Raw genomic sequence first — 21,814 nt, forward strand, 5'->3', positions numbered from 1 at the left:
ACGTGGGATTGTTCTGGAATAAGAAAGCCGACGAGCCGCAGGCCGTTTCTGAAAGTGCTACACCTTCATCTGCTGTGGACGGTATGATGCCTGCACAGCCGGGTAAAGAAACACGCCTCAAGGGTACTCTGGTGGCGCGTGGGCTTTGCAAGAGCTACCGCGGACGTCAGGTCGTCAACGGCGTGTCTTTTGGTGTTCGCGCTGGTGAAGCTGTCGGCATTCTTGGCCCGAACGGTGCCGGTAAGACGACGTGCTTCTATATGGTGACCGGCCTTGTTCCGGCAGATGCCGGTTCAATCGAGATTGATGGCTTCGATGTAACGTCGATGCCAATGTATCGTCGTTCGCGCCTCGGCATTGGCTATTTGCCTCAGGAAGCATCGATCTTCCGCGGTCTTTCGGTCGAAAATAATATCAAAGCCGTGCTGGAAGTGGTCGAAAAGGACCGCAAAAAGCGCGCGATGGAACTCGATGCTCTTCTGGAAGAGTTTCATATTTCGCATCTGCGCAAAGCTGCTGCAATTTCGCTGTCGGGTGGTGAACGCCGCCGTCTCGAAATTGCCCGTGCTCTTGCGTCGCGCCCGAACTTTATGTTGCTCGATGAGCCTTTTGCGGGTGTTGACCCGATCGCGGTTTCCGATATTCAGCAGCTCGTGCGCCATTTGACCAGCCGTGGCATTGGCGTTCTGATCACCGACCACAATGTGCGCGAAACACTCGGCCTGATTGACCGTGCTTATATTATCCATGCGGGTCAGGTGCTGACCCATGGGCGCCCGGCAGAAATCGTCGCAAATCCTGACGTGCGCAGGCTCTATCTCGGCGATCAGTTTACGCTTTGATTCTTCCGCGTTTCCACAAGCATGTGGAAACCGCTTCCCTTCTTCCTGTGTATGACGCGACAACTGCCTCAGCAGTCGCGTCATTTTTGCGACTATTTTCCTCTTTTCTCGAAAAAACGCACATTCAGAATTGACAAGCAAGGTTCATACCAGTTTTGATGAACTGCACGCTTTAATTGAAAACAATTCAGGAACATGTTGCGTGCCAGCTCAATTGCCGTTCGGGAAACGGGGGGATTACGCACCGCATGGCTCTGTCGCCAAAGCTTGATTTTCGTCAGTCGCAATCGCTGGTGATGACACCGCAGTTGATGCAGTCCATCAAGCTGTTGCAGATGACGCATATTGAGCTGGAGCAATTTATCGACATTGAGATCGAAAAAAATCCGCTTTTGGACAGAATAGAAGCTGCAAATGATGATTTTGCAGAGTCTGAAGCTGCAAGCGATAGCGCAGACTCATCGGATGCTTCATCCGATGAAGACTGGTTCAAGACTGACAGCGTGGCCGACGCGCAGAATCTTTCATCGACCTTTGACAGCTCGTTAGAAAATATTTTTCCAGATGATCCCGGCCGCTCCGATGATGTGGGGGGCATGCTTGACCCACAGTGGAAAACTTCCGGTGGGGATAGTGGAGGCGCAGGCGGCAGCTATGATATTGATCAGCTTACCGCGAGCCGCCCGTCTTTGAATGAGCATATTGCTGAGCAGATTGCCCTCTCATTCAGCAATCCAGCTGATCGTTTTATCGCCACTGCTCTTGCCGATGCACTCGATGAAAGTGGTTACTTGCGTGCCGACACATCGTTGCTCGCGCAAAACCTCGGCGTTGAGACCGAACATGTTGAGCGCGTGTTGCATGCGGTGCAAGGTTTTGATCCGGCGGGCATTTTTGCACGCGATCTGCGCGAATGTCTGGCGATCCAGCTTCGGCTGAAAGATCGATACGATCCGGCAATGGCAGCTTTGATCGATAATCTTGAGCTGCTGGCGCGGCGGGATTTCGCTTCGCTCAAGAAGCTTTGTGGTGTCGATCAGTCCGATCTTCTCGATATGTTGAGTGAAATAAGGGCACTTGATCCTAAGCCCGGCACGCAGTTTGAGGTCTCGGTTGCTGATGTGATTACACCTGATGTGCTGGTGTCGCCGACAAGTGATGGGGGGTGGGCAATTGAGCTTAACCCTGATGCGATGCCGCGCTTGATCGTTAATAACGAATATTATGCCGAAGTCAGCCCTTCCGTGAAGGCGGACGAAAAAGCATTTCTGTCTGATTGCATGCAGTCCGCAAGCTGGCTGGTGCGTAGCCTTGATCAGCGTGCGCGAACGATTCTGAAAGTCACACAGGAAATCGTTCGTCAGCAGGATGGCTTTCTTCGCGACGGGGTCACACATCTCAAACCACTGAACTTGCGCACTGTTGCCGATGCAGTCGGCATGCATGAATCAACCATCAGTCGGGTGACGGCCAATAAATTCATGGCAACCACGCGTGGCGTGTTTGAGTTGCGCTATTTTTTCAATGCATCCATTGCTTCTTCAGAGGGGGGCGATGCCCATTCATCCGAAAGCGTGCGTCATCGTATCCGTCAGATGATTGATACAGAAAAGCCTGATGACGTGCTTTCCGATGATGCAATTGTTGATGCGTTGAAAAAAGACGGAGTGGATATCGCACGCCGTACAGTCGCAAAATACAGGGAATCGATGAATATTGCTTCATCGGTTCAACGCAGGCGTGAGAAAAAAGCCAGATTATCCGCAAGATGATCAAGGGTATTCGTAGCTGATCAGAATGAAGTACGCTTTTGGTAACGTTATGGAATCGTTCTGGAACTTCCATAATCACTAGAATCTGGCTTTATTTAAATTTGCTTTTTCCTAATAGACCGGGCGCATTGCATAAGAAGTGACCAACAGAGGCCGCGATTGACAATTGACGTTTCAGTCAATAGAAGCCCGGCTCGCATAACGAAATGCACCTGCAATAGCCGGATTTCCGGTGTTGACCGTTTAAACGAAAGGCAAGGTAATATTTCGGGAAACGCTTCTGCGTTTTCTGCGTTACATAAAAGAACGATGTGCAGTGAGCCATCCCTGATGATGAATGGGGAAATTACTCGAATAGCCTTGAAAATGAGCCCATTCTGGAAAGCAAGGCCTGCTTATCTGGAATATGTGAAACGAGGCTAAAATAAGCACAGGACGAAAAGCAAAATTGATGCTGGTTCGCTTTGCGCTTCGCTCACCATGTGGTTAGACTACGTCCTGTTGTGTAACGCAAATGAGGTGTACCAAATGACTCTGCGTGTATCTGGAAAGCATATGGACGTCGGCGAAGCTTTTACGACTCGGATCGTTGACCGGGTTAATGATGCGGTCGGCAAGTATTTTGATCATGGCTTTTCCGGGCAGGTAACGGTCACCAAGTCCGGATCGCGCTACAGCGCAGATTGCACTTTGCATCTTGATAGTGGTGCCACTCTTCAGAGCACCGGAGATGCACAGGACCCGCAACTGGCGTTCGATGCTGCGGCTGACAAGATTGAAACCCGGTTGCGCCGTTACAAGCGCCGGCTGAAATCGCGTCCTGCCACTGCACCAAATGCGATCTATGATGATGTGGCATATCGTGTTATGGCACCGCTGTCGGAAGAAGAGGAGGACCTTCCGGTGGATTACGCGCCAACTATTGTTGCGGAATCGTCTGTCGCTCTTCGCACCCTCTCGGTCGCGTCGGCGGTTGTGGAACTCGACCTGATTGAAAATCCGGTTCTCGTGTTCCGCAATGCAGGCAATGATGAAGTTAATATCGTCTACCGTCGTGCGGACGGAAACATTGGCTGGGTTGATCCGTCAACGGTAACCCGCCAGTCCGCGCCACGCGCCTGACGGCAAACCAGAAGCGCACGCAGTAGATGCTGTCGTGCGCTTCCCTAAACCGGGCCTTAAATGGCTTGATTGAAGAAGGAACGGAGAGAATGGATCTTAGTGATCTGATTCAGCCAGGGGCGATTATCCCTGCGTTGAAAGCCAGCTCCAAAAAGCAGCTTTTGCAGATTCTGTCTGAAAAGGCTGCGGAACTGACCGGTCTCCCTGAGCGTGAAGTTTTTGAAACAATTCTCCAGCGCGAACGCCTTGGTTCGACTGGCGTTGGTAATGGTATCGCCATTCCACACGGTAAGCTGGCGAGTATTGATAAGATTGCCGGAATTTTTGCGCGCCTTGAAACGCCAGTGGATTTTGAAGCACTGGACGATCAGCCTGTTGATCTCGTTTTCCTGCTTTTGGCACCGGAAAACGCGGGCGCTGACCACCTGAAAGCCCTGTCCCGCATCGCACGTATGTTGCGCGATGCCGATACAGTGGCCAAGCTGCGCGGCACACATGACGCGCAGGCGCTTTATTCATTTCTTAAAGCACAGCCAGCCACCAGCGCGGCCTGAGTTTGACGAATCTTGAATTTAAAAAAACCGCCGTTCCGGGAGAACGGCGGTTTTCTTATAACTAAAGTTGCCGCTTCGGCAGGTCTACTGCAAAGTGACTGTCCGCAGTTCGTGTTCCTGTGCCCCCTGAAGAGCTGTGGCTCGGACATCGGAGAGCACAATCGGCTCACCGCTCGCGCCAAACAGCGCCCAGATTTCTAAACCCGGAGCAATCGGTGGCAGCGCAGGGAAAGAGCGGGAGAGGTCGTCGGACCTGATCTTGCGCACATAGGCTAGTTCGCCTTCACCCAGATGCGCGAATTCATGATCAGTAAGAATATGTCTGTTCATCATCGTAGCCTCCGTTCTAGCGGCATATCATTTGCGATCATGGCGCTTAAGAGCTTAATAATTCTTTATAGCGGTCTCAGCGTGAACCCAGTCTGAACCGGATTTAGTCTTTCACTGCTATATGAATCCGTTTGATCAGCCGTTCTGGCTCAGGTCTATCAAGATCAATCGCCAGTAGACCGTTTTTCAGATCGCATGCCACAACCCGCATTCCATCCGCCAAAACGAACACGCGCTGAAACTGTCGGGCAGCGATGCCGCGGTGCAGAAATTCGCGTTCGGTGTCGTCGGTCTGGCGTCCGCGGATAACAAGCTGGTTGTCTTCCGTCATGACTTCGAGATCGTCGCTGGCAAAGCCCGCAACCGCCAGCGTGATACGCAGGCGTTCAGAACCGGTCTCGCCGCGCAGGCGCTCGATATTATAGGGCGGGTAGCCTTCGCCGGATTTGGCAATTCGTTCCAGCGTCTTTTCCATCGTGTCGAATCCGAGCAGTAACGGGCTCGAAAACGGTGTCATTCGTGTCATTGCATCAGTCCTTATTGAAGCGACCGTTATGGAAAGCACCCTTGCGGCGTATCTTTCACTCAACTGATATGGCTTGTGAAAAGCCCGACTTCAAGAGCCGAATTTCGATTCCTTTCCTCAGTCTATCTTTAGATCGTAAATCAGTGATGCTGGAGGAAAAAGCTGGCAAAAGATGTGGAAAGCCTATCTTCTGGACTGTGCCAGTGCATCACGAAAAGCGGTTGCGAAGCTTTCACGATCATCGGGATTGAGAAAACCACCAATAGGAACACGCTTCTCGCGGCTTTCGACATGCATCGACGTGATGCCGAATTCTGGTTTGCGGGCAATCCTGAACCGCGACCAGAAGGGGTGAAACTCATGCGCAATCATTTTGCCGGAAGGCTCATATTTGCGGATATGCAGCGCTAAACGGGAGACGGATATTTCTTCCCGTGCATTGGCTGATCGATAGTTCCAGCGAAAGGCCAAATAAATTGCCAGCACATCCAGGCCGAAAAATCCGACGATTGGCCAAGCGCCGATTGACCAGAACAGGATACACACAAAAAGCCAGCATAGGATCAGCGCGCTCATCAGCAGGCGAAAACCCGTTCGCCCCAGAGAGCGATAGGGCGTCAGCAGTGCACTGAAAATTGGTCTGTCAAAATTATCCGGATTTGCGCCGTCTGGATGTTGCATGGGGTCGACGTCCTGTGGGGGGCTGCGTCAAGCTGCTAAGTTTTTTCCAAAGCCAAGTGCCAGTATAGAGACAAAATGGAAAACGCCAAAATCAAATCCCCCGTGAATGTTGCAACACCCGCTCGTCGTCCGCGCCGGGTGGCTGGCACGCTTTATACGGCCGATGAGATTCACGAGATTTTCCGTCGCTTTTCGATATTGCGACCTGAGCCGAAGGGCGAACTTGAGCATGTGAATGCTTTCACGTTGCTGGTCGCAGTGGCTCTGTCGGCACAGGCAACCGATGCAGGCGTCAACAAAGCGACCCGTGCACTTTTTGCGATTGCCGACACGCCGCAAAAGATGCTTGCGCTGGGCGAGGAGGCGGTCGGCAACTATATCCGCACAATTGGACTTTGGCGCAACAAGGCTAAAAACGTTATTCTTTTGTCAGAAGCACTGATCCGCGAGCATGATGGTGAAGTGCCGGATGATCTCGATGCTCTGGTGAAATTACCAGGCGTTGGCCGCAAAACGGCCAATGTGGTTTTGAGTATGGCGTTTGGGCATTCCACGATGGCTGTCGATACGCATGTTTTACGTATCGGCAATCGCATGGGACTTGCACCAGGAAAAACGCCGGAGGCTGTGGAAGCCATTCTGATGCGGGTGATCCCAAAGGAATATCTGTTCCACGCGCATCACTGGCTCATTCTGCATGGGCGCTATACCTGCAAGGCGCGTAAGCCAGAATGCGAGAAATGCGTTGTCGCCGATATTTGTAAGTATCCGGGCAAAACCTGTGATGTTCCGGCAGCGCTTATTCCGCTACCGCCGCAGTTTTAGAACTTCACGCTGCGAAATCGCTTTGTGCAGATGAATCATCATCGCAGCCGCAAAGAGCGGTGTGAGCAGATTGATGATCGGGATTGCCAAGAAGCCAGCAATCACAAGTCCTGCAGTAAATATCGTGACACTATATTGCGAGCGTAGCGCCTTCGCTTCTGCTTCTGAGCGATAGCGCATCGCGGCAAATTCAAAGAACTCCCGGCTAAGCAAATAGGCGTTGATCACAAAAAAGGCGATCAGATTGATCCCCGGTATGAACAGCAAAAACAGCGCTATGATATTGCCGAGGATGACGACGCCTAAAAATTTGAGCGATGCTACGATGGAGCGCCCAAGTGGTAAGGCTGTTCCTTTAGGCTCGCCCGGATAATCCTCGCTCTCGACTACATCGGCAACGTCATCGAGAAAAATACCCGCCACTAGCGCTGTGACGGGCGCAATCATCAGCGCGAGCACGAGTGCGAGTCCCAAGCCTGCAACGATAGCGGCCACAATTCCAAGCCAGCCAGCCCATCCGGGCATACCGGGCAGGATCTGCTCCATCCACGGCCATGCGAAGGTAAAAAATAATTGACGAATTGCGACCCATAGACCGATCAGCAGCAAGAGCGTCAGACCGAGCGTTTTCCACAAAACTGAGCGGAATTCCGGTGTTGGAAGACGTTTTAGAGCTTTTAATGCCGCTTCAAGGATCATTTTTTGTCCACTTTTCGCAATCTCATGACGTAAAAATAGTAAAGCGCAATGCGCTGCACAATATCCCAAACCCACAGTCCAAAAGTCTAAGTGGGTGGTCAAAGCACTGACAAAGCGTTAAACCGACCCCGATATTTCTGCCGCCAGCTTCGTCACCGAGTGACTGATGAAAACTGGCAGCTGATCAAAGGGGAGTCCAGACCAGCTCATGGCTACATTCGACGTACTTTGCATTGGCAATGCCATTGTCGATATTATTTCGCGCACCGACGATGCATTTCTTGAAACAAATGGCATCATCAAAGGCGCCATGAACCTGATTGATGGCGATCGGGCAGAACTGCTCTATAGCCGCATCAACGGTCAGGTTACGGAAATGTCGGGCGGAAGCGCAGGCAATACGGCTGCGGGCATTGCAAGCCTTGGCGGGCGATCTGCCTATTTTGGCAAGGTCGCTACAGATCATCTTGGCCGGGTTTTTGCGCATGACATTCGCGCACAGGGTGTTGCCTTCGATACACGCCCACTTGAAAAAGGGACTCCAACCGCGCGTTCGATGATTTTCGTAACCGGCGATGGCGAGCGTTCGATGAACACCTATCTTGGTGCCTGTGTTGAGCTCGGGCCGGAAGACGTCGAGAGTTCCAAAGTTTCTGATGCACGCGTAACCTATTTTGAAGGCTACCTCTGGGATCCGCCACGCGCCAAGGAAGCAATCGTTCTCGCTTCCAAGATTGCGCATGAACATGGCCGCAAGGTCGCGATGACCCTTTCTGATCCGTTCTGTGTTGATCGCTATCGTGAAGAATTTCTTGATCTGATGCGCAGCCGCACGGTCGATATTGTTTTTGCTAATGAAGACGAAGCCAAGTCGCTGTATCAGACAAAGACGCTTGATGAAGCAATCGAAGCGATCCGCAAGGATTGTGAATTGTCGATTGTCACACGATCTGAAAAAGGCGCGGTCGTTGTAACGCCCGAGCAGACAATTGAAGTGCCTGCTATCGAGATTGAAGAACTGATTGATACCACCGGCGCTGGCGATCTCTATGCCGCAGGATTCCTTTATGGCTATACGAAGGATCGTTCGCTCGAGGATTGCGCACGTCTTGGTTCACTCGCGGCTGGCATGATTATCCAGCAGATGGGGCCGCGTCCGCTGATTGACCTCAAGGCTGTGGCAACACAGGCCAAGCTCATTTAATCAGGGTACAATCCGGTCGCGCTTGAGTTCTTCCTCGGTGCGACCGGGACGACTTTTATAAACGGGCAGGTTCCAGCCGAAATAAAGCGCACCGCCACGCACGACGAAGGCAGTCAGTGCGGATGCAATTCCGGCATAAATGGGATCGATTCCGAACCGCTCCAGGATCACATAGAGACATGCGCCGGCAAGGGCCGCGCTGACATAGATTTCACGCCGCATCAGTACGGATGGTTCACCCGCGACCATATCGCGCAAAATACCGCCAAGTGTTGCGGTGAAGATGCCGGTGACAATGGCAACCGACGGTCCGAAACCGAGTGTCAGGCCTTTTGCTGCGCCAACGACCGTATAGGCGGACATGCCGATAGCATCAAACCAGAGCAGCAGCCGGTAACGCGATTCAACCAGATGCGCTGTAAAATAGACGAAGATTGCGGCTGATGTTCCTGCCAGCAGATAAAACGGCTCGATCACCCAGAAAACCGGTGCGCCAAGAAGCAGATCACGAATGGTTCCTCCACCGATGCCGGTTATATTTGCAAGGAAGATGAAGCCGATAATGTCAAGCTGACGGCGCGAGGCGGCAAGCGCCCCAGTCGCCGCGAAGACAAAAACGCCTGCAAAATTTGCAAAATCAAAGACCGTCACGCGCTGGCCTCCCGGCTTCTTTTGAGCCAATATTCGAGAAATAAACACAAAAAGAAAGAGCGGCGAGGCGTCTCGCTGCTCTTTCTCCGATGTTTAAAATGAAGTGCCTGCTTATTCGGCGTTTCCTTCAGGTGCCGCATCCGCAGCAACCTTTGGACCACCCTTGGAAACACCAACCATCGCAGGGCGCAGCACGCGATCACCAATCGCAAAGCCCGCCTGAACAACCTGAACAACGGTGTTGTTTGGAAGCTCCGGATTCGGAACTTCAAACATCGCCTGATGGAAGTTCGGATCGAACTTCTGGCCTTCAGGTTCGAGCTTCGTTACGCCGTGGCGTTCCAATGCCTGCAGCATCGCGCGCTCGGTCATTTCCACGCCTTCGGCGAGTGATTTCAGATTTGCGTCACTTTCCAGTGCATCCGCAGGGATCGCATCCTGTGCACGGCGCAAATTGTCGGACACCAACAGCATGTCACGGGCAAAATTGGTAACTGCATAGCTGCGTGCGTCCTGCACATCGCGCTGTGTGCGCTTGCGCAGGTTTTCCATTTCAGCAACCAGACGCAACATCTGGTCTTTCAGTTCTGCATTGTCTGCCTCAAGCGCAGCAATGGTGTTGGCAGCGAGGTTCTCCGCGTCAACATTCTCTTCTTCGACCTCAGCGCGTGCTTCCGCTTTGCGGTTTTTCAGAAAATCGTCGGCAGCACGCTTCAGCGCATCACGATCACGAGGATTGTTGATATCGCGCTGCTCAAGATCGGGGGTTTCCGGTGTGTTTTTTTCATCAGCCATTTTGTGTCTTCCGTCTTGAAGTGTGTTTGAGCCGGATATCGAGTTTCGCGGCGCTAAAATCAAGGTCTAATTTGTTAGCCTTGTTAAGTCTTACAACTTAACGCAACAATCGCGATACAATTTGCGCCGTGTAATCGACCATCGGCACGATGCGCGCATAGTTAAGTCGGGTCGGCCCGATCACGCCAAGCGCACCAACAACGCGCTGTTCACTATCGCGATAGGGCGCCACTACCAGAGAAGAGCCTGAGAGAGAGAACAATTTGTTTTCCGAACCGATAAAGATTCGCACGCCCGAACCCGATTCAGCCAGATCAAGCAGCTGAATCATGCCGTCTTTTGTTTCGAGATCATCAAACAGATGACGCAGGCGTTCAATATCTTCCTGAGCATGAATGTTTTCAAGAAGATTGGCGCGGCCACGAACAATCAAACGCGCGGGTTGGTCAGACCCCGCGCCACTCCAGACGGCGATGCCTTGCTCCACCAGTTCTTGCGAAAGCTGATCGAGTTCCTGTCTGGTTTCTTGCGAAAGCTTTTCGAGTTCCGATTTTGCTTCCGAAAGCGTATGCCCGTGAATATGCGCATTGAGAAAGTTCGATGCTTCCACCAACTGCGACGCAGAAATTCCGACTGGCAGATTGATAACGCGGTTTTCCACATCGCCATTCTGCATGACGAGAACTGCCAATGCGCGGGTGGGTTCAAGACGCACAAATTCGATATGCTTAAGCGCACCCTCTGTTTTGGTGGCAAGCACAAGGCCCGCGCCGCGCGATAGGCCAGACAGAACCTGGCTGGCTTCTGTCAAAACGCTTTCGACCGAATTGTTCATCCCCGCCGAGCGCACCTGTGCTTCAATCGATGTGCGTTCATCAGCGCGCAGATCGCCCACTTCCATAAAAGCATCGACGAAGAAACGAAGCCCTATCTGCGTTGGCAGACGCCCTGCAGAAATATGCGGAGCATAAATGAGACCGAGTTGCTCCAGATCGCTCATCACATTGCGGATGGTCGCAGGGGAAAGACTGTGCGGCAACAGGCGCGATAGATTGCGGGAGCCGACCGGATCACCATCATTGAGATAGCTGTCAACAATCAGTCGGAAAATATCGCGTGACCGCTGGTCGAGCGAATTAAGCAGCTGATGTTCCGGTGATTTGATCATGGTCTTAGAGCGAAGCCTCTGAATTGCATGCTATAAATATAAGCGCACAACCCAAGGCGTCAAAGGCTTTGCGCCAATAATGACAGTTCTCTCAACATCTCTCTTGAAGGATCATGCGAAATTCCTTTCCATTCCTGCACGACAAGCCTAAAAAGCCGCAACGAAAAACGAATTGAGGAAATACAATGCGTCCATCCAAGCGCGCTGCTGATGAAATGCGTGCCGTCTCTTTCGAGCGCGGCGTCTCCAAACATGCAGAAGGCTCATGCCTCGTAAAGTTCGGTGACACCCATGTCCTTTGCACCGCAAGCTTAGAGGAAAAGGTTCCGGGCTGGATGCGCAATTCCGGCAAAGGCTGGGTCACAGCGGAGTATGGCATGCTGCCACGCTCGACCGGCGACCGTATGCGCCGCGAAGCAGCAGCCGGCAAGCAGGGTGGCCGCACGCAGGAAATCCAGCGTCTGATCGGCCGCTCGCTGCGCGCTGTCGTCGACCTTCAGGCATTGGGCGAATACCAGATCACGGTTGACTGCGATGTCATTCAGGCTGATGGCGGCACACGGACGGCTGCGATTACCGGTGGTTTTGTCGCCTTGCATGATTGCCTGCGCTGGATGGAAGCACGTCAGATGATCCGCATCGAAAAAGTGCTCAAAGACCATATCGCGGCCATTTCGTGCGGTATCTATGAAGGCCAGCCTGTGCTTGATCTTGACTATGCTGAAGATTCGGCTGCTGAAACCGACAGCAATTTCGTGATGACCGGCAAGGGCGGCATTGTCGAAATTCAGGGCACGGCTGAAGGTGCGCCATTCTCGGAAGAAGAGTTTGCGGCTCTCATGAAGCTTGCCCGCAGCGGCATTCAACAGCTCGTCGAGTTGCAGAAGGCAGCATTTGCCTGATAGTTTGGGGCTTCTCCTGTTTGTGAGAGGCTAGACGATGCAGGCAACCCGCATTCTTGAAACCGCGCTCTATGTTCGTGATGTTGCTGAAGCGATTGCGTTTTATCGCGACATTATCGGGCTTGAGCCGGTGGGCAAGGTGAGCGAACGCAATGCATTCTTCCGCTGTGGTGACGGCATCTTGCTGTTGTTCAAAGCGGAAGAAACGCTAAAACCACCTCTGCCGGGGTCGCTGCCGGTGCCACCACATGGGGCTGCGGGTCCCGGACATATCTGTTTTGCTGCCACACATCATGAAATTGATGATTGGCGCAGCTATCTCGAAAAGCACAACATTGCTGTCGAGGCTGATTTCGAATGGCCGAATGGTGCGCGTTCGATTTATTTTCGCGATCCTTCTGGCAACTCGCTGGAATTCGCCGAGCCGAAACTTTGGAGCTAAAGCATGATCCCGAAAAGTGGGTACCGGTTTTCGCATAAGATCATGCGTAAAAAGGTAGAACTGAAATGAGACACCTTGAAAAAGGCAAACTGATCGTCGCATCGCACAATGCAGGAAAATTGCGCGAGTTCGATGGACTGATTGCGCCCTTTGGCTTTGAGGTCAGTTCTGTTGCGGCTCTTGGCTTGCCGGAACCGGAAGAAACCGGAACGACGTTCGAGGAAAACGCTTACATCAAAGCATTCGCTGCGGCGAAGGCAACCGGTCTGCCATCTCTGTCTGATGATTCCGGCCTGATGGTTGATGCACTGGACGGCGATCCGGGCGTTTACACGGCTGATTGGGCAGAGACCGAAGACGGCACGCGTGATTTCGGCATGGCGATGCAGAAGGTTGAAGATCTTTTGCAGGAAAAGGGTGCAACCACCCCGGACCAGCGTAAGGCGCGTTTTGTTTCGGTCATCTGCCTCGCATGGCCGGATGGCGAAGCTCAATATTATCGCGGTGAAGTGGAAGGCACGCTGATCTGGCCTCCGCGCGGTGATATTGGTTTTGGTTATGATCCGGTTTTCAAGCCGGACGGCTATGAAAAGACCTTTGGCGAAATGACCGCTGACGAAAAGCACGGCTGGAAGCCGGGCGATGCGTCCGCACTTTCGCATCGTGCGCGTGCTTTCAAGCTGTTTGCTGAAAAGGCGCTTGGTGTTGTTTCGGATGAGCTCGAATGAACCATCACTTTTCTCCATCCGCTGATATTTTGCCGATTGCACGCGCGGACGGAGAAACCGCGTTTGGTGTTTATGTGCATTGGCCGTTTTGTTTGGCCAAATGCCCCTATTGCGACTTCAACAGCCATGTACGTCATCAACCGGTTGATCAGGATCGCTTTGCGGCCGCCTTTAATCGCGAGATGGATACGCTGCGTGAGCGCACAGGTTCGCGTACTGTCACGAGTATCTTTTTGGGCGGCGGCACGCCATCGCTGATGCAGCCGTCGACAGTTGGCAGTCTGCTGGATGGCATTGCCGCGCGCTGGTCGGTTGCTCCTGATATTGAAGTGACGCTGGAAGCCAATCCGACAAGCGTGGAAGCAGATCGTTTTCGCGGCTATCGCGCGGCGGGTGTTAATCGCGTCTCGCTCGGCATTCAGGCGCTGAACGCCCCTGATCTGCGTCGTCTCGGACGCATGCATTCGGTCGATGAGGCCAAGGCCGCAATCCGGCTGGCGCGTGAGATATTCCCACGGTTATCGTTTGATTTGATCTATGCGCGGCCCGACCAGACGATTGAGGCATGGCGCGAAGAGCTGAAAGAAGCCATTGATTTGGCTGCTGATCACCTGTCGCTCTATCAGCTAACGATTGAAGAAGGCACGCAGTTCTATAATCTCTGGAAGGCTGGAAAGTTGACTACGCCAGAGCCGGATCATGCGGCAGCTCTTTATGAAGAAACGCAAAAGATCACGACGGAGCATGGCCTGCCTGCTTATGAGATTTCAAACCATGCGGTGCCGGGGCGCGAGTCCCAGCACAATCTGGTTTACTGGCGTTATGGGCAATATGTTGGCATCGGTCCCGGTGCGCATGGGCGTTTTGTTGAGAACGGCACGCGCACGGTTACAATGACCGAAAAGCATCCGGAAACATGGCTCGAAAAGGTCGAGACCAACGGTCACGGCATCATTGAAGAAGAATATCTCAATGGCAATCAGGAAGGCGATGAATTCCTGATGATGGGGCTGCGGTTGCGCGAAGGCATCGATCTTGCGCGTTATCAGCGGCTGACGGGACATGATATTGATCGCAAGCGCCTTGAACGGCTGATTGCATCAGGCATGATTGAAAAGATGGATGGTACTTTCATCCGTGCAACGCCGGATGGTTCGCTGGTGCTTGATGCACTCGTGGCCGATCTGGCTGCTTAGCGCATGTCGCGGAAAAGTGGGAACCGCCTTCGCGGGGAAATCAGTCCACTGGACTGATTTCTTATTCCCGCTACGATCCGATAACGACATGCGTAAAGAAGGAATTTAGATGAGCGAATTTTTGGACGAGCAGAAACGCGAATTTGTTGTCGGTGGCACCGCCCAGCGTGCGCGCCCGATTGAACCCGCGCTCTATATCGTCTCGACCCCGATTGGCAATCTTGGTGACATGACGCTGCGCGGGCTGGAAGTGCTTGCGAGTGCCGACATTGTTGCCTGTGAAGATACCCGCGTGACCCGTGTCTTGCTGGATCGCTACGGCATTACACGCCGCCCGATCAGCTACCACGAGCACAATGCTGCGGAGGCAGGCACAAAGCTTATCGCCGCATTGCAATCTGGCAAAAGCGTGGCACTTGTTTCCGATGCTGGCACGCCGCTTGTGTCTGATCCGGGCTTCCGGTTGGTTGGTGAAGCGCGCGAGGCAGGCATTCGCGTTGTGCCGGTTCCGGGCGCTTCCGCACTTCTTGCAGCGCTTGCAGCGTCTGGCCTTCCGACTGATGCTTTCATGTTCTGTGGCTTTCTGCCGGTCAAACACGGCCAGAAAACCTCCAAGCTCGAAAGCCTCAAGAATATCGACGCAACGCTGGTGTTCTATGAATCACCCAATCGTGCCGCCGCGACGCTTGCCGATATGGCGGATGTGTTTGGCGATGCGCGTGATGCAGCACTTTGCCGCGAACTGACAAAGGCCTATGAAACTATTGTCACCGCCACTCTGGGCGAGTTGAAACAGCAATTTGATGGCGAAGATCGTATTCGCGGTGAGGTCGTGCTGCTCGTTGGTCCACCAACAGGTGAGGCGGGACCGCAAAGCGAAGAAGACATCGACAAGCTGCTGCTTTCACTCTCGCAGGAATTGTCTCCATCCAAGGCGGCAGGCGAGGCCGCAAAGATGACCGGCGGGCAAAAGTCAGTGCTTTATCAGCGTCTGATGCAGTTGAAGGCGCAAGGCTGATGAGTGATTTCCGCGAGAAAAAGCGACTTGCTTTCTTTCGCGGACACAGCGCCGAACGTCTGGCGGCTTTTGCGCTGATGCTCAAAGGTTATAGTATCGTCGCGCGTCGCTATCGCACGCGGCTAGGCGAAATCGATCTCATTGCCCGACGCGGCAATCTCATTCTCATCGTTGAAGTGAAAGCGCGGACCAGTGTGGAATCCGCACAACTTGCCGTCACCCCGCAAGCCATGCGCCGGATCGAGGCAGCCGCCGATTTGTGGCTGCAACGCCAGAAGGATTACGCGCAATTATCGCTGCGGTTTGATCTTGTGGCTGTCTTACCACGACGCTGGCCGAAGCATGTGCCAGCATTTTTTACCTCCGGCAATTATCTCTAAGTCGATGTAAACCCTACAAAAATTATGGGATATAATTTGACGACTTGAGGAATTAAAATCCTCAAAATACCTTTTTAGAGGAAAAGTGATGCTCCGCGCGATTTGCGCGCGCAAGCCCGTTTCTTATAAATTTTGACCAGCCCGGGGATAATACCAGCAGCTCTAAAAAGGATACTGCTGTGGCTCTCGCGTCCCAACGACTTCTTTCTGATTTTCCTGCCTTCTTCCGTGTTTCGGGAGAGGTGGTGGTTATTGTTGGCGGCGGCGAGGAAGCGCTTAACAAGGCGCGGCTCGTGGCACAGACGTCGGCTCGTTTGCGCATCGTTGCGGAAGAGTTTGAGCCAGCCTTGGCGAGCTTCATCGAAAGCCATGGTGCAGAGCAAATCCGGCAAGCTTTTGAACCAAAACATCTTGACGGTGCGAAGCTGGTTTTTGTTGCCACGGGTGATGAAGATCAGGATCGTGTGATCGCGGCATCGGCCAAAGCGCATAAAATTCCGGTTAATGTCGTGGATCGTCCAGCACTCTGCGATTTTCTGACACCGGCTATCGTTAACCGTGCACCGATTGCAATTGCCATTGGCACGGAAGGTTCGGCGCCTGTGCTAGCACAGATGGTGCGGGCGCGTATTGATGCGGCTTTCTCACCACGTCTTGGTGAGCTTGCACATTATGCCGAAAGCTGGCGCCCGCTGGTTGAAAAGCTGCTTCCAAAGGGCTTGGCGCGTCGCAGTTTCTGGCGCGGTTTCTTTTCTGGTTCGGTTGCCCGTAGCATTGAAAACGACGACCGCGAGGAAGCCGATAGGGCAGCAAATGCATTAATTGCAGAGCCGCAGAATGCTGCCGGTTATGTCTGGCTGGTTGGCGCTGGTCCGGGTGCAGAAGATCTGCTGACCCTGCGTGCGCATCGTGTGCTGATGGAAGCTGATGTGATCGTGCATGACGCACTGGTGCCAGAAGGCGTTATCGCCATGGGCCGTCGCGATGCAGAACGTCTGTCGGTCGGCAAGCGCAAGGGATGCCATTCCAAAAGCCAGAACGAGATCAATGATCTCCTCGTTAACCTTGGTCGTGAAGGCAAGCGCGTGGTGCGTCTGAAAGCAGGCGATCCGCTGGTTTTTGGCCGTGCGGGCGAAGAAATGGCGGCGCTGCGGTCGGCGGGTATCGGTTTTGAAATCGTGCCGGGCATCACCTCTGCTTTCGCTGCCGCAGCCGATATGGAACTGCCGCTGACCCTGCGCGGCGTGGCGTCATCGCTGGTGTTCACGACAGGTCACGACATGGCAGGAGATGTCTTGCCGGGCTGGGCCAAGCTTGCCGTCTCGGGCGCAACAATCGCCGTCTATATGGGCTCAAGTGTTGCTGCATCCGTTGCAAGCCGTCTGATTTCTGCGGGTCTGCATGAAGATACGGCTGTCGCGGTTGTTGAAAATGCCAGCCGCAAGGACAAGCAGCTGTTTCATGGAACATTGAAAGATCTGCCATCGCTGGAAGAGCGCAAAGAGCTTGCGGGTCCGGTCATGGTCATCATCGGCGATGCTGTTGCAGGTGCCGCTATCGATAAAGCGCAAGCGCTGGCGGTTCGTCCCGTTGCAGTCGCCGCTTAAATCAGGGGTTGGAAAAATGGTTGTAAAAGTTCTCACCGCAAACCGGCTCATTGATGGTCAGGCCGTGTGGCTTGGCGCTGATGGTTCATGGCAGGAAACGATTGATGGCGCGCTCGTTGCGCGTCATGCGGAAGCAGTCGCGGCGCTTGAAGACGCGGGCAAGGTTGCTGCCAAAGCCAATCTGGTGGTCGATGTGAATGTGATTGATGTCGAAGAGCGTGACGAAGGGCTCTATCCCATTCGCCTGCGCGAGCGCATCCGGCTCTCCGGCCCCACCATCGTTACGCTTGGTCAACCGCATGGCTCCCAAAAGTGGGAACCGGTTTTGGGATAAAGCCATGCGTGAAAAAAGCGTGAAGCAAGCCTCCTGATCTGAATATCGGAAATTACCATGTATCGTTATGATGAATTTGACCGCGATTTTGTTGCGGCCCGCGTTGCACAGTTCAAGGATCAGGTTGAGCGCCGCCTTTCGGGTGAAATGACGGAAGACCAGTTCAAGCCGTTGCGCTTGATGAATGGCCTTTATCTGCAATTGCATGCCTATATGCTGCGTGTCGCAATCCCTTATGGCACTTTGTCGAGCCGCCAGTTGCGCAGGCTCGGTTCTATTGCGCGTGACTATGATCGGGGTTTTGCACATTTCACGACGCGTCAGAATGTTCAGTATAACTGGCCAGCATTAAAAGACGTGCCACGCATTCTTGAAGAACTGGCCGAAGTCGAAATGCACGCCATTCAGACTTCGGGCAACTGCATTCGCAATGTGACCGCTGATCACTTTGCAGGGGCGGCCGCTGATGAAGTGGCCGATCCGCGCCCACTGGCAGAAATTCTGCGTCAGTGGTCGTCGCTGCATCCCGAGTTTTCTTATCTGCCGCGCAAATTCAAGATTGCGATTGTTGGCTCAGAGCACGATCGTGCGGCCATTCAGGTGCATGATATCGGTTTGCAGCTGAAAAAGAACGAAGCAGGCGAGCTAGGCCTTGCCGTCTATATCGGCGGCGGGCAGGGGCGCACGCCGATGGTCGCCAAAAAAATCCGCGACTTCCTGCCGCTTGAGGACATGCTGACCTATGTGACAGCGATTGTCCGCGTTTATAATCTCCATGGACGCCGCGATAATAAATACAAAGCGCGTATTAAAATCCTCGTTCATGAAACTGGCATTGAGCCGCTGGTGCAGGAGATTGACGCTGAATGGGAACAGATCCGTTACAGCGATCTGCAACTGCCGCAGCGCGATATTGATGCGATTGAAAGCTATTTCCGTATGCCGGATTTGCCGCAGCGTCCCGAAGGCTGGGAAATTCTGGCTGTCACGCAGAAGGCTGATGCCGATTTTGCCGCCTGGACGCAGCGCAATGTGACGCCGCACAAGAATCCTGATTATGCGGTCGTGACGATCTCGCTCAAACCCATTGGCGGTATTCCGGGCGATGCGAGTGCTGAACAGATGGAATTGGTAGCGGATATTGCGCAAACCTATTCTTCTGATGAAATCCGCGTCAGCCATGAGCAGAATCTGGTTCTGCCGCATGTGGCCAAGGCCGATCTTCCGGCGGTCTATGACCTGCTTCAATCTGACGGACTGGTGACGGCCAATGCGGGTCTGATCACTGATATTATCGCATGCCCCGGCCTTGATTATTGCGCGCTTGCCAATGCGCGTTCGATCCCGGTCGCGCAGCGCATTTCTGAACGCTTTGGCAATCAGCAGCGCCAGCTGGAAATTGGCGATCTCAAGATCAAGATTTCCGGCTGCATCAATGCCTGCGGCCATCACCATGTCGGTCACATTGGTATTCTTGGTGTCGAAAAGAAGGGCGAGGAACTCTATCAGATCACGCTTGGCGGCTCGGCGGATGAATATACATCCATCGGCGACATTACCGGACGCGGCTTTTCGTCTGAAGAAGTGGTCGATGCCATAGAAACGGTGGTCGATACCTATCTCGGCTTGCGTGAGCATGCGGATGAAAGTTTCATTGCCGCCTATCGCCGGGTGGGTATGGAGCCTTTCAAAAGGGCACTTTATGGCGAGGTGAACCGTGCAGCCTGACGCCGATGAACGCGCAGCCGCGCAGGCGCGGCTGTTGGAGGGAAATCATGGCGCGTCCTCTCCGCAGGACGTGATTGCGCTCAGCACCCATGAACTCTTTGATGGCCAGATTGCAGTCGTTTCGTCCTTTGGTGCTGAATCGGCTGTGCTGCTGCACATGATCTCTCGGATTGATCCAGCAACGCCGGTTTTGTTTCTTGATACAGGCAAGCATTTCCGCGCGACGCTCGATTATCGGCATGATCTTGTGGACCGGCTGGGGCTTCTCGACGTGCAGGATATTTTGCCACTTGAGGACAGCGTGAAAGCGGATGATCCGTTTGGTGCTTTGTCGATGACCGACAAGGATCGCTGCTGCTTTATCCGCAAGGTTGAGCCGATGGCGCGAGCTGTTTCTCCTTATCGTGCATGGATGACCGGTCGGAAGCAGTTTCAGGCATCGACCCGCAATGCATTGCCGGTTTTTGAATCGGTCGGCCCACGCATTCGCATCAATCCGCTGGCGCGTATGAGCGCGGAAGATTTGCGAAACTATGCGCAAAAACACGATCTGCCTGTCCATCCGCTCACAGAGCAGGGCTACCGTTCAATTGGCTGCATGCCCTGCACACGACCCGTGAGCGAGGGTGAAGACCAGCGCGCCGGGCGCTGGTCGGGATCGGAAAAGACCGAATGCGGCATCCATCTGAGCGGACTTGCTGATAGTCTAAAAAATCATGGAGCTTTGGACCAGAAATGAGTGAAACAAAACTTTGGTCCGAGCAGGGCTTTCGTGAAGACGATTATATTTTTGCCGATGATCTCGAAACCGCAGGTGATGCGCCCGCGATCATCATTCCGCTGGCTGTCTGGTTGGGGCTTGATGAGGAGCTGCGCCGCGCCTCCAATCGCCGTATCGGTGTTTCGGTGACGCCGGGTGAGAAAATTGATCCGCTGTTGGATCATCTCGAAAACCTGCCAGTCATTGCTTTGGAGTTTCCGGCCTTCAATGATGGTCGCTCCTATTCTAAGGCCGAGGTTCTGCGTCGTGCTGGTTTTGCGGGTGAACTCCGGGCGACGGGGGATGTGCTGATTGATCAGGCGGCATTGATGCTGCGCACAGGTTTTGACAGCCTGCAAGTGACCAACAAACTCGCGCAATCGCGCCTTGGCGAGCAGCGTCTTGTCGATACGCCCGGCTATTATCAACCCGGCCGTGGTTCGGTTCAGCAGGAAGGCGGGTTTGCCTGGCGGCGGGTAAAGGCCGTCTAAATATTGCTTTTAGGTATTTAGCTGTTTTGCTTCGATGGATGATAGGGTAGATACGCCGCATCAATCATTGGAGACAAGACGTGATCCGCCACATTGTTTTCTTCAGCGTCAAGCCCGATCAGGACATCGATGTCGTCCGCAAGGGCTTGGAGCAGTTGGGTACTATTCCTTATTCCGACGTGTTTGAAGTTCTGCCGAATTCCAAGGTCGACCCGATGGGCAACGCGATTGATCTTGTGGTCTATGCTGAGTTCAAGGACGAAGAAGCGCTGTTCGCATACAAAAACCATCCCACCTATGATGCGTCCACCCAGTATGTGCGCCCGATGCGTGAATTGCGTTTTTCCGCAGATGTCGTGACCGACAAAAGCTAATCAGCCTCCGGTGGAGCCTGCAACGGTAATCCACCAAACAAGTCGGGCTCCGCTGACGTTCTCGCACGTTCAATATTCAGCAGCCGCAACTTGGTGGCTGTACCACCCGCCGCCGAAAAACCTCCAACCTTGCCATTGGAACCCAAGACCCGATGGCAAGGCACGATGATCGGAAACGGGTTTTTCCCCAGTGCATAGCCCACTGCCTGCGAAAGGCTGACATCGCCAAGCCTGCGTGCGATTGCGCCATAGGTGATTGTCTCGCCCGCTTTTAAAGCGAGAAGGATTTCATAGACTTTCCGGTTGAGTTCCGGCAACGGATCAAGCGCAAGCGGTGTTTGCGAAAAATCTGGATTTCCACCCTCGAGAAGCGCGCGAACCTTATCAATCGCTGCGCTAACATAGGCGGGCGGCGTGGCTTCGTCCGCGTCTGAAAAGCGTGATCGCAGACGATAACGTGTTTCGCTTTCATCGAGGTCGCCGATTTCCACACCGATAATCTTGTCGGTGTCCCATGCAATCCCGCAAGGGCCGATAGGCGTTTCGAATATGTTGATACCAGTCGAATCCATAAACAGCGATATAGCATAATTCGCAACAATTGCTGCGGATGGTGTTGCGAAATGGTTGAAGAACGCAGCAAATAGTGATTGTGTGGAAACAACCGCCATGGGCATGACGAGGA

Annotated in this window: 26 protein-coding genes; 18 read left to right on the forward strand and 8 right to left on the reverse strand. The window is 53.5% G+C overall.

Features of this window, described 5'->3' with window-relative positions:
* Positions 1–2 precede the first annotated feature (2 nt).
* The 4 genes from lptB (at position 3) to ptsN (ending at position 4,290) form a co-directional block, all read left to right on the forward strand.
* A complete protein-coding gene (lptB, locus tag U2P60_RS10670; protein WP_313827801.1) occupies positions 3–842 on the forward strand; it encodes an LPS export ABC transporter ATP-binding protein in 840 nt (279 codons plus the stop codon).
* Between the two features lie 248 nt (positions 843–1,090).
* Positions 1,091–2,614 (forward strand): RNA polymerase factor sigma-54, encoded by a 1,524-nt coding sequence (rpoN, locus tag U2P60_RS10675; protein WP_413572572.1) that lies wholly within the window; start codon positions 1,091–1,093, stop codon positions 2,612–2,614.
* A 528-nt stretch (positions 2,615–3,142) separates the two neighbouring features.
* Positions 3,143–3,736: a ribosome hibernation-promoting factor, HPF/YfiA family gene (hpf, locus tag U2P60_RS10680; RefSeq protein ID WP_313827803.1), complete on the forward strand. Its 594-nt coding sequence runs from the start codon at positions 3,143–3,145 to the stop codon at positions 3,734–3,736.
* An 89-nt stretch (positions 3,737–3,825) separates the two neighbouring features.
* Positions 3,826–4,290, forward strand: coding sequence for a PTS IIA-like nitrogen regulatory protein PtsN (gene ptsN, locus U2P60_RS10685; RefSeq protein ID WP_313827804.1), 465 nt, complete (start codon positions 3,826–3,828; stop codon positions 4,288–4,290).
* An 84-nt stretch (positions 4,291–4,374) separates the two neighbouring features.
* Here ptsN and U2P60_RS10690 read toward each other — a convergent pair whose 3' ends face one another.
* From U2P60_RS10690 to U2P60_RS10700, 3 genes are all read right to left on the reverse strand, one after another.
* Positions 4,375–4,620 (reverse strand): DUF1150 family protein, encoded by a 246-nt coding sequence (locus tag U2P60_RS10690; RefSeq protein WP_413573757.1) that lies wholly within the window; start codon positions 4,618–4,620, stop codon positions 4,375–4,377.
* Between the two features lie 103 nt (positions 4,621–4,723).
* Complete coding sequence (locus tag U2P60_RS10695; RefSeq protein WP_313827805.1) at positions 4,724–5,146, reverse strand: Hsp20 family protein; 423 nt, start codon at positions 5,144–5,146, stop codon at positions 4,724–4,726.
* 183 nt (positions 5,147–5,329) lie between these two features.
* Positions 5,330–5,827 carry a DUF2244 domain-containing protein gene (locus U2P60_RS10700; RefSeq protein ID WP_413572573.1) on the reverse strand — a complete coding sequence of 166 codons (498 nt, stop codon included), beginning with the start codon at positions 5,825–5,827 and terminating at the stop codon, positions 5,330–5,332.
* Positions 5,828–5,902: 75 nt separating this feature from the next.
* On the opposite strand from U2P60_RS10700, the gene nth reads away from it, so the two are divergent.
* Positions 5,903–6,652: an endonuclease III gene (gene nth / locus U2P60_RS10705; RefSeq protein WP_413572576.1), complete on the forward strand. Its 750-nt coding sequence runs from the start codon at positions 5,903–5,905 to the stop codon at positions 6,650–6,652.
* Here nth and U2P60_RS10710 read toward each other — a convergent pair.
* Positions 6,635–7,351, reverse strand: a complete 717-nt coding sequence (locus U2P60_RS10710; RefSeq protein WP_413572578.1) for a sulfate transporter family protein — start codon at positions 7,349–7,351, stop codon at positions 6,635–6,637. The two genes, nth and U2P60_RS10710, sit on opposite strands and share 18 nt — an antisense overlap.
* 208 nt (positions 7,352–7,559) lie before the next feature.
* Between U2P60_RS10710 and U2P60_RS10715 the strand changes: the two genes are divergently transcribed.
* A complete protein-coding gene (locus tag U2P60_RS10715; RefSeq protein WP_413572579.1) occupies positions 7,560–8,555 on the forward strand; it encodes an adenosine kinase in 996 nt (331 codons plus the stop codon).
* On the opposite strand, the gene U2P60_RS10720 is transcribed toward U2P60_RS10715, so the two are convergent.
* From U2P60_RS10720 to hrcA, 3 genes are all read right to left on the reverse strand, one after another.
* Positions 8,556–9,206, reverse strand: coding sequence for a trimeric intracellular cation channel family protein (locus U2P60_RS10720; RefSeq protein WP_413572581.1), 651 nt, complete (start codon positions 9,204–9,206; stop codon positions 8,556–8,558).
* A gap of 111 nt (positions 9,207–9,317) precedes the next feature.
* On the reverse strand, positions 9,318–10,001 hold the full coding sequence (gene grpE / locus U2P60_RS10725) for a nucleotide exchange factor GrpE (protein ID WP_413572583.1): 684 nt from the start codon (positions 9,999–10,001) through the stop codon (positions 9,318–9,320).
* Between the two features lie 97 nt (positions 10,002–10,098).
* Entirely contained in the window at positions 10,099–11,169 is a 1,071-nt protein-coding gene (gene hrcA / locus U2P60_RS10730) for a heat-inducible transcriptional repressor HrcA (RefSeq protein WP_313827812.1), read from the reverse strand.
* 185 nt (positions 11,170–11,354) lie between these two features.
* Between hrcA and rph the strand changes: the two genes are divergently transcribed.
* The 12 genes from rph to U2P60_RS10790 all read left to right on the forward strand — a co-directional run bounded on the left by rph (position 11,355) and on the right by U2P60_RS10790 (position 21,129).
* Positions 11,355–12,071: a ribonuclease PH gene (gene rph / locus U2P60_RS10735; RefSeq protein WP_313827813.1), complete on the forward strand. Its 717-nt coding sequence runs from the start codon at positions 11,355–11,357 to the stop codon at positions 12,069–12,071.
* A 37-nt stretch (positions 12,072–12,108) separates the two neighbouring features.
* The gene (locus U2P60_RS10740) at positions 12,109–12,513 is read left to right on the forward strand and encodes a VOC family protein (RefSeq protein ID WP_413572585.1); all 405 of its coding nucleotides are present in this window, start codon (positions 12,109–12,111) and stop codon (positions 12,511–12,513) included.
* 65 nt (positions 12,514–12,578) lie between these two features.
* Positions 12,579–13,241, forward strand: coding sequence for an RdgB/HAM1 family non-canonical purine NTP pyrophosphatase (gene rdgB / locus U2P60_RS10745; protein ID WP_413572588.1), 663 nt, complete (start codon positions 12,579–12,581; stop codon positions 13,239–13,241).
* Entirely contained in the window at positions 13,238–14,437 is a 1,200-nt protein-coding gene (gene hemW / locus U2P60_RS10750; protein ID WP_413572590.1) for a radical SAM family heme chaperone HemW, read from the forward strand. The genes rdgB and hemW overlap by 4 nt, the downstream gene beginning before the upstream one ends.
* Before the next feature lie 109 nt (positions 14,438–14,546).
* Positions 14,547–15,455, forward strand: a complete 909-nt coding sequence (gene rsmI / locus U2P60_RS10755; protein WP_413572591.1) for a 16S rRNA (cytidine(1402)-2'-O)-methyltransferase — start codon at positions 14,547–14,549, stop codon at positions 15,453–15,455.
* A complete protein-coding gene (locus tag U2P60_RS10760; protein WP_413572593.1) occupies positions 15,455–15,835 on the forward strand; it encodes a YraN family protein in 381 nt (126 codons plus the stop codon). The genes rsmI and U2P60_RS10760 overlap by 1 nt, the downstream gene beginning before the upstream one ends.
* 179 nt (positions 15,836–16,014) lie before the next feature.
* Entirely contained in the window at positions 16,015–17,442 is a 1,428-nt protein-coding gene (cysG, locus tag U2P60_RS10765) for a siroheme synthase CysG (protein WP_413572594.1), read from the forward strand.
* Between the two features lie 16 nt (positions 17,443–17,458).
* Positions 17,459–17,776 (forward strand): DUF2849 domain-containing protein, encoded by a 318-nt coding sequence (locus U2P60_RS10770; RefSeq protein WP_413572597.1) that lies wholly within the window; start codon positions 17,459–17,461, stop codon positions 17,774–17,776.
* A 57-nt stretch (positions 17,777–17,833) separates the two neighbouring features.
* Complete coding sequence (locus U2P60_RS10775; RefSeq protein ID WP_413572598.1) at positions 17,834–19,504, forward strand: nitrite/sulfite reductase; 1,671 nt, start codon at positions 17,834–17,836, stop codon at positions 19,502–19,504.
* Positions 19,494–20,243, forward strand: coding sequence for a phosphoadenylyl-sulfate reductase (locus tag U2P60_RS10780; RefSeq protein ID WP_413572599.1), 750 nt, complete (start codon positions 19,494–19,496; stop codon positions 20,241–20,243). Before U2P60_RS10775 ends, U2P60_RS10780 begins: the two co-directional genes overlap by 11 nt.
* Positions 20,240–20,755 carry a DUF934 domain-containing protein gene (locus U2P60_RS10785; RefSeq protein ID WP_413572600.1) on the forward strand — a complete coding sequence of 172 codons (516 nt, stop codon included), beginning with the start codon at positions 20,240–20,242 and terminating at the stop codon, positions 20,753–20,755. The genes U2P60_RS10780 and U2P60_RS10785 overlap by 4 nt, the downstream gene beginning before the upstream one ends.
* A gap of 80 nt (positions 20,756–20,835) precedes the next feature.
* Positions 20,836–21,129, forward strand: coding sequence for a Dabb family protein (locus tag U2P60_RS10790; RefSeq protein ID WP_313827824.1), 294 nt, complete (start codon positions 20,836–20,838; stop codon positions 21,127–21,129).
* Here U2P60_RS10790 and U2P60_RS10795 read toward each other — a convergent pair.
* Entirely contained in the window at positions 21,126–21,701 is a 576-nt protein-coding gene (locus U2P60_RS10795; protein WP_413573758.1) for a methylated-DNA--[protein]-cysteine S-methyltransferase, read from the reverse strand. The genes U2P60_RS10790 and U2P60_RS10795 overlap by 4 nt on opposite strands.
* Between the last annotated feature and the right edge of the window lie 113 nt (positions 21,702–21,814).

Origin of the sequence: Brucella sp. H1_1004, from assembly GCF_047308065.1 — a bacterium.
GTDB lineage: Bacteria > Pseudomonadota > Alphaproteobacteria > Rhizobiales > Rhizobiaceae > Brucella > Brucella pseudogrignonensis_B.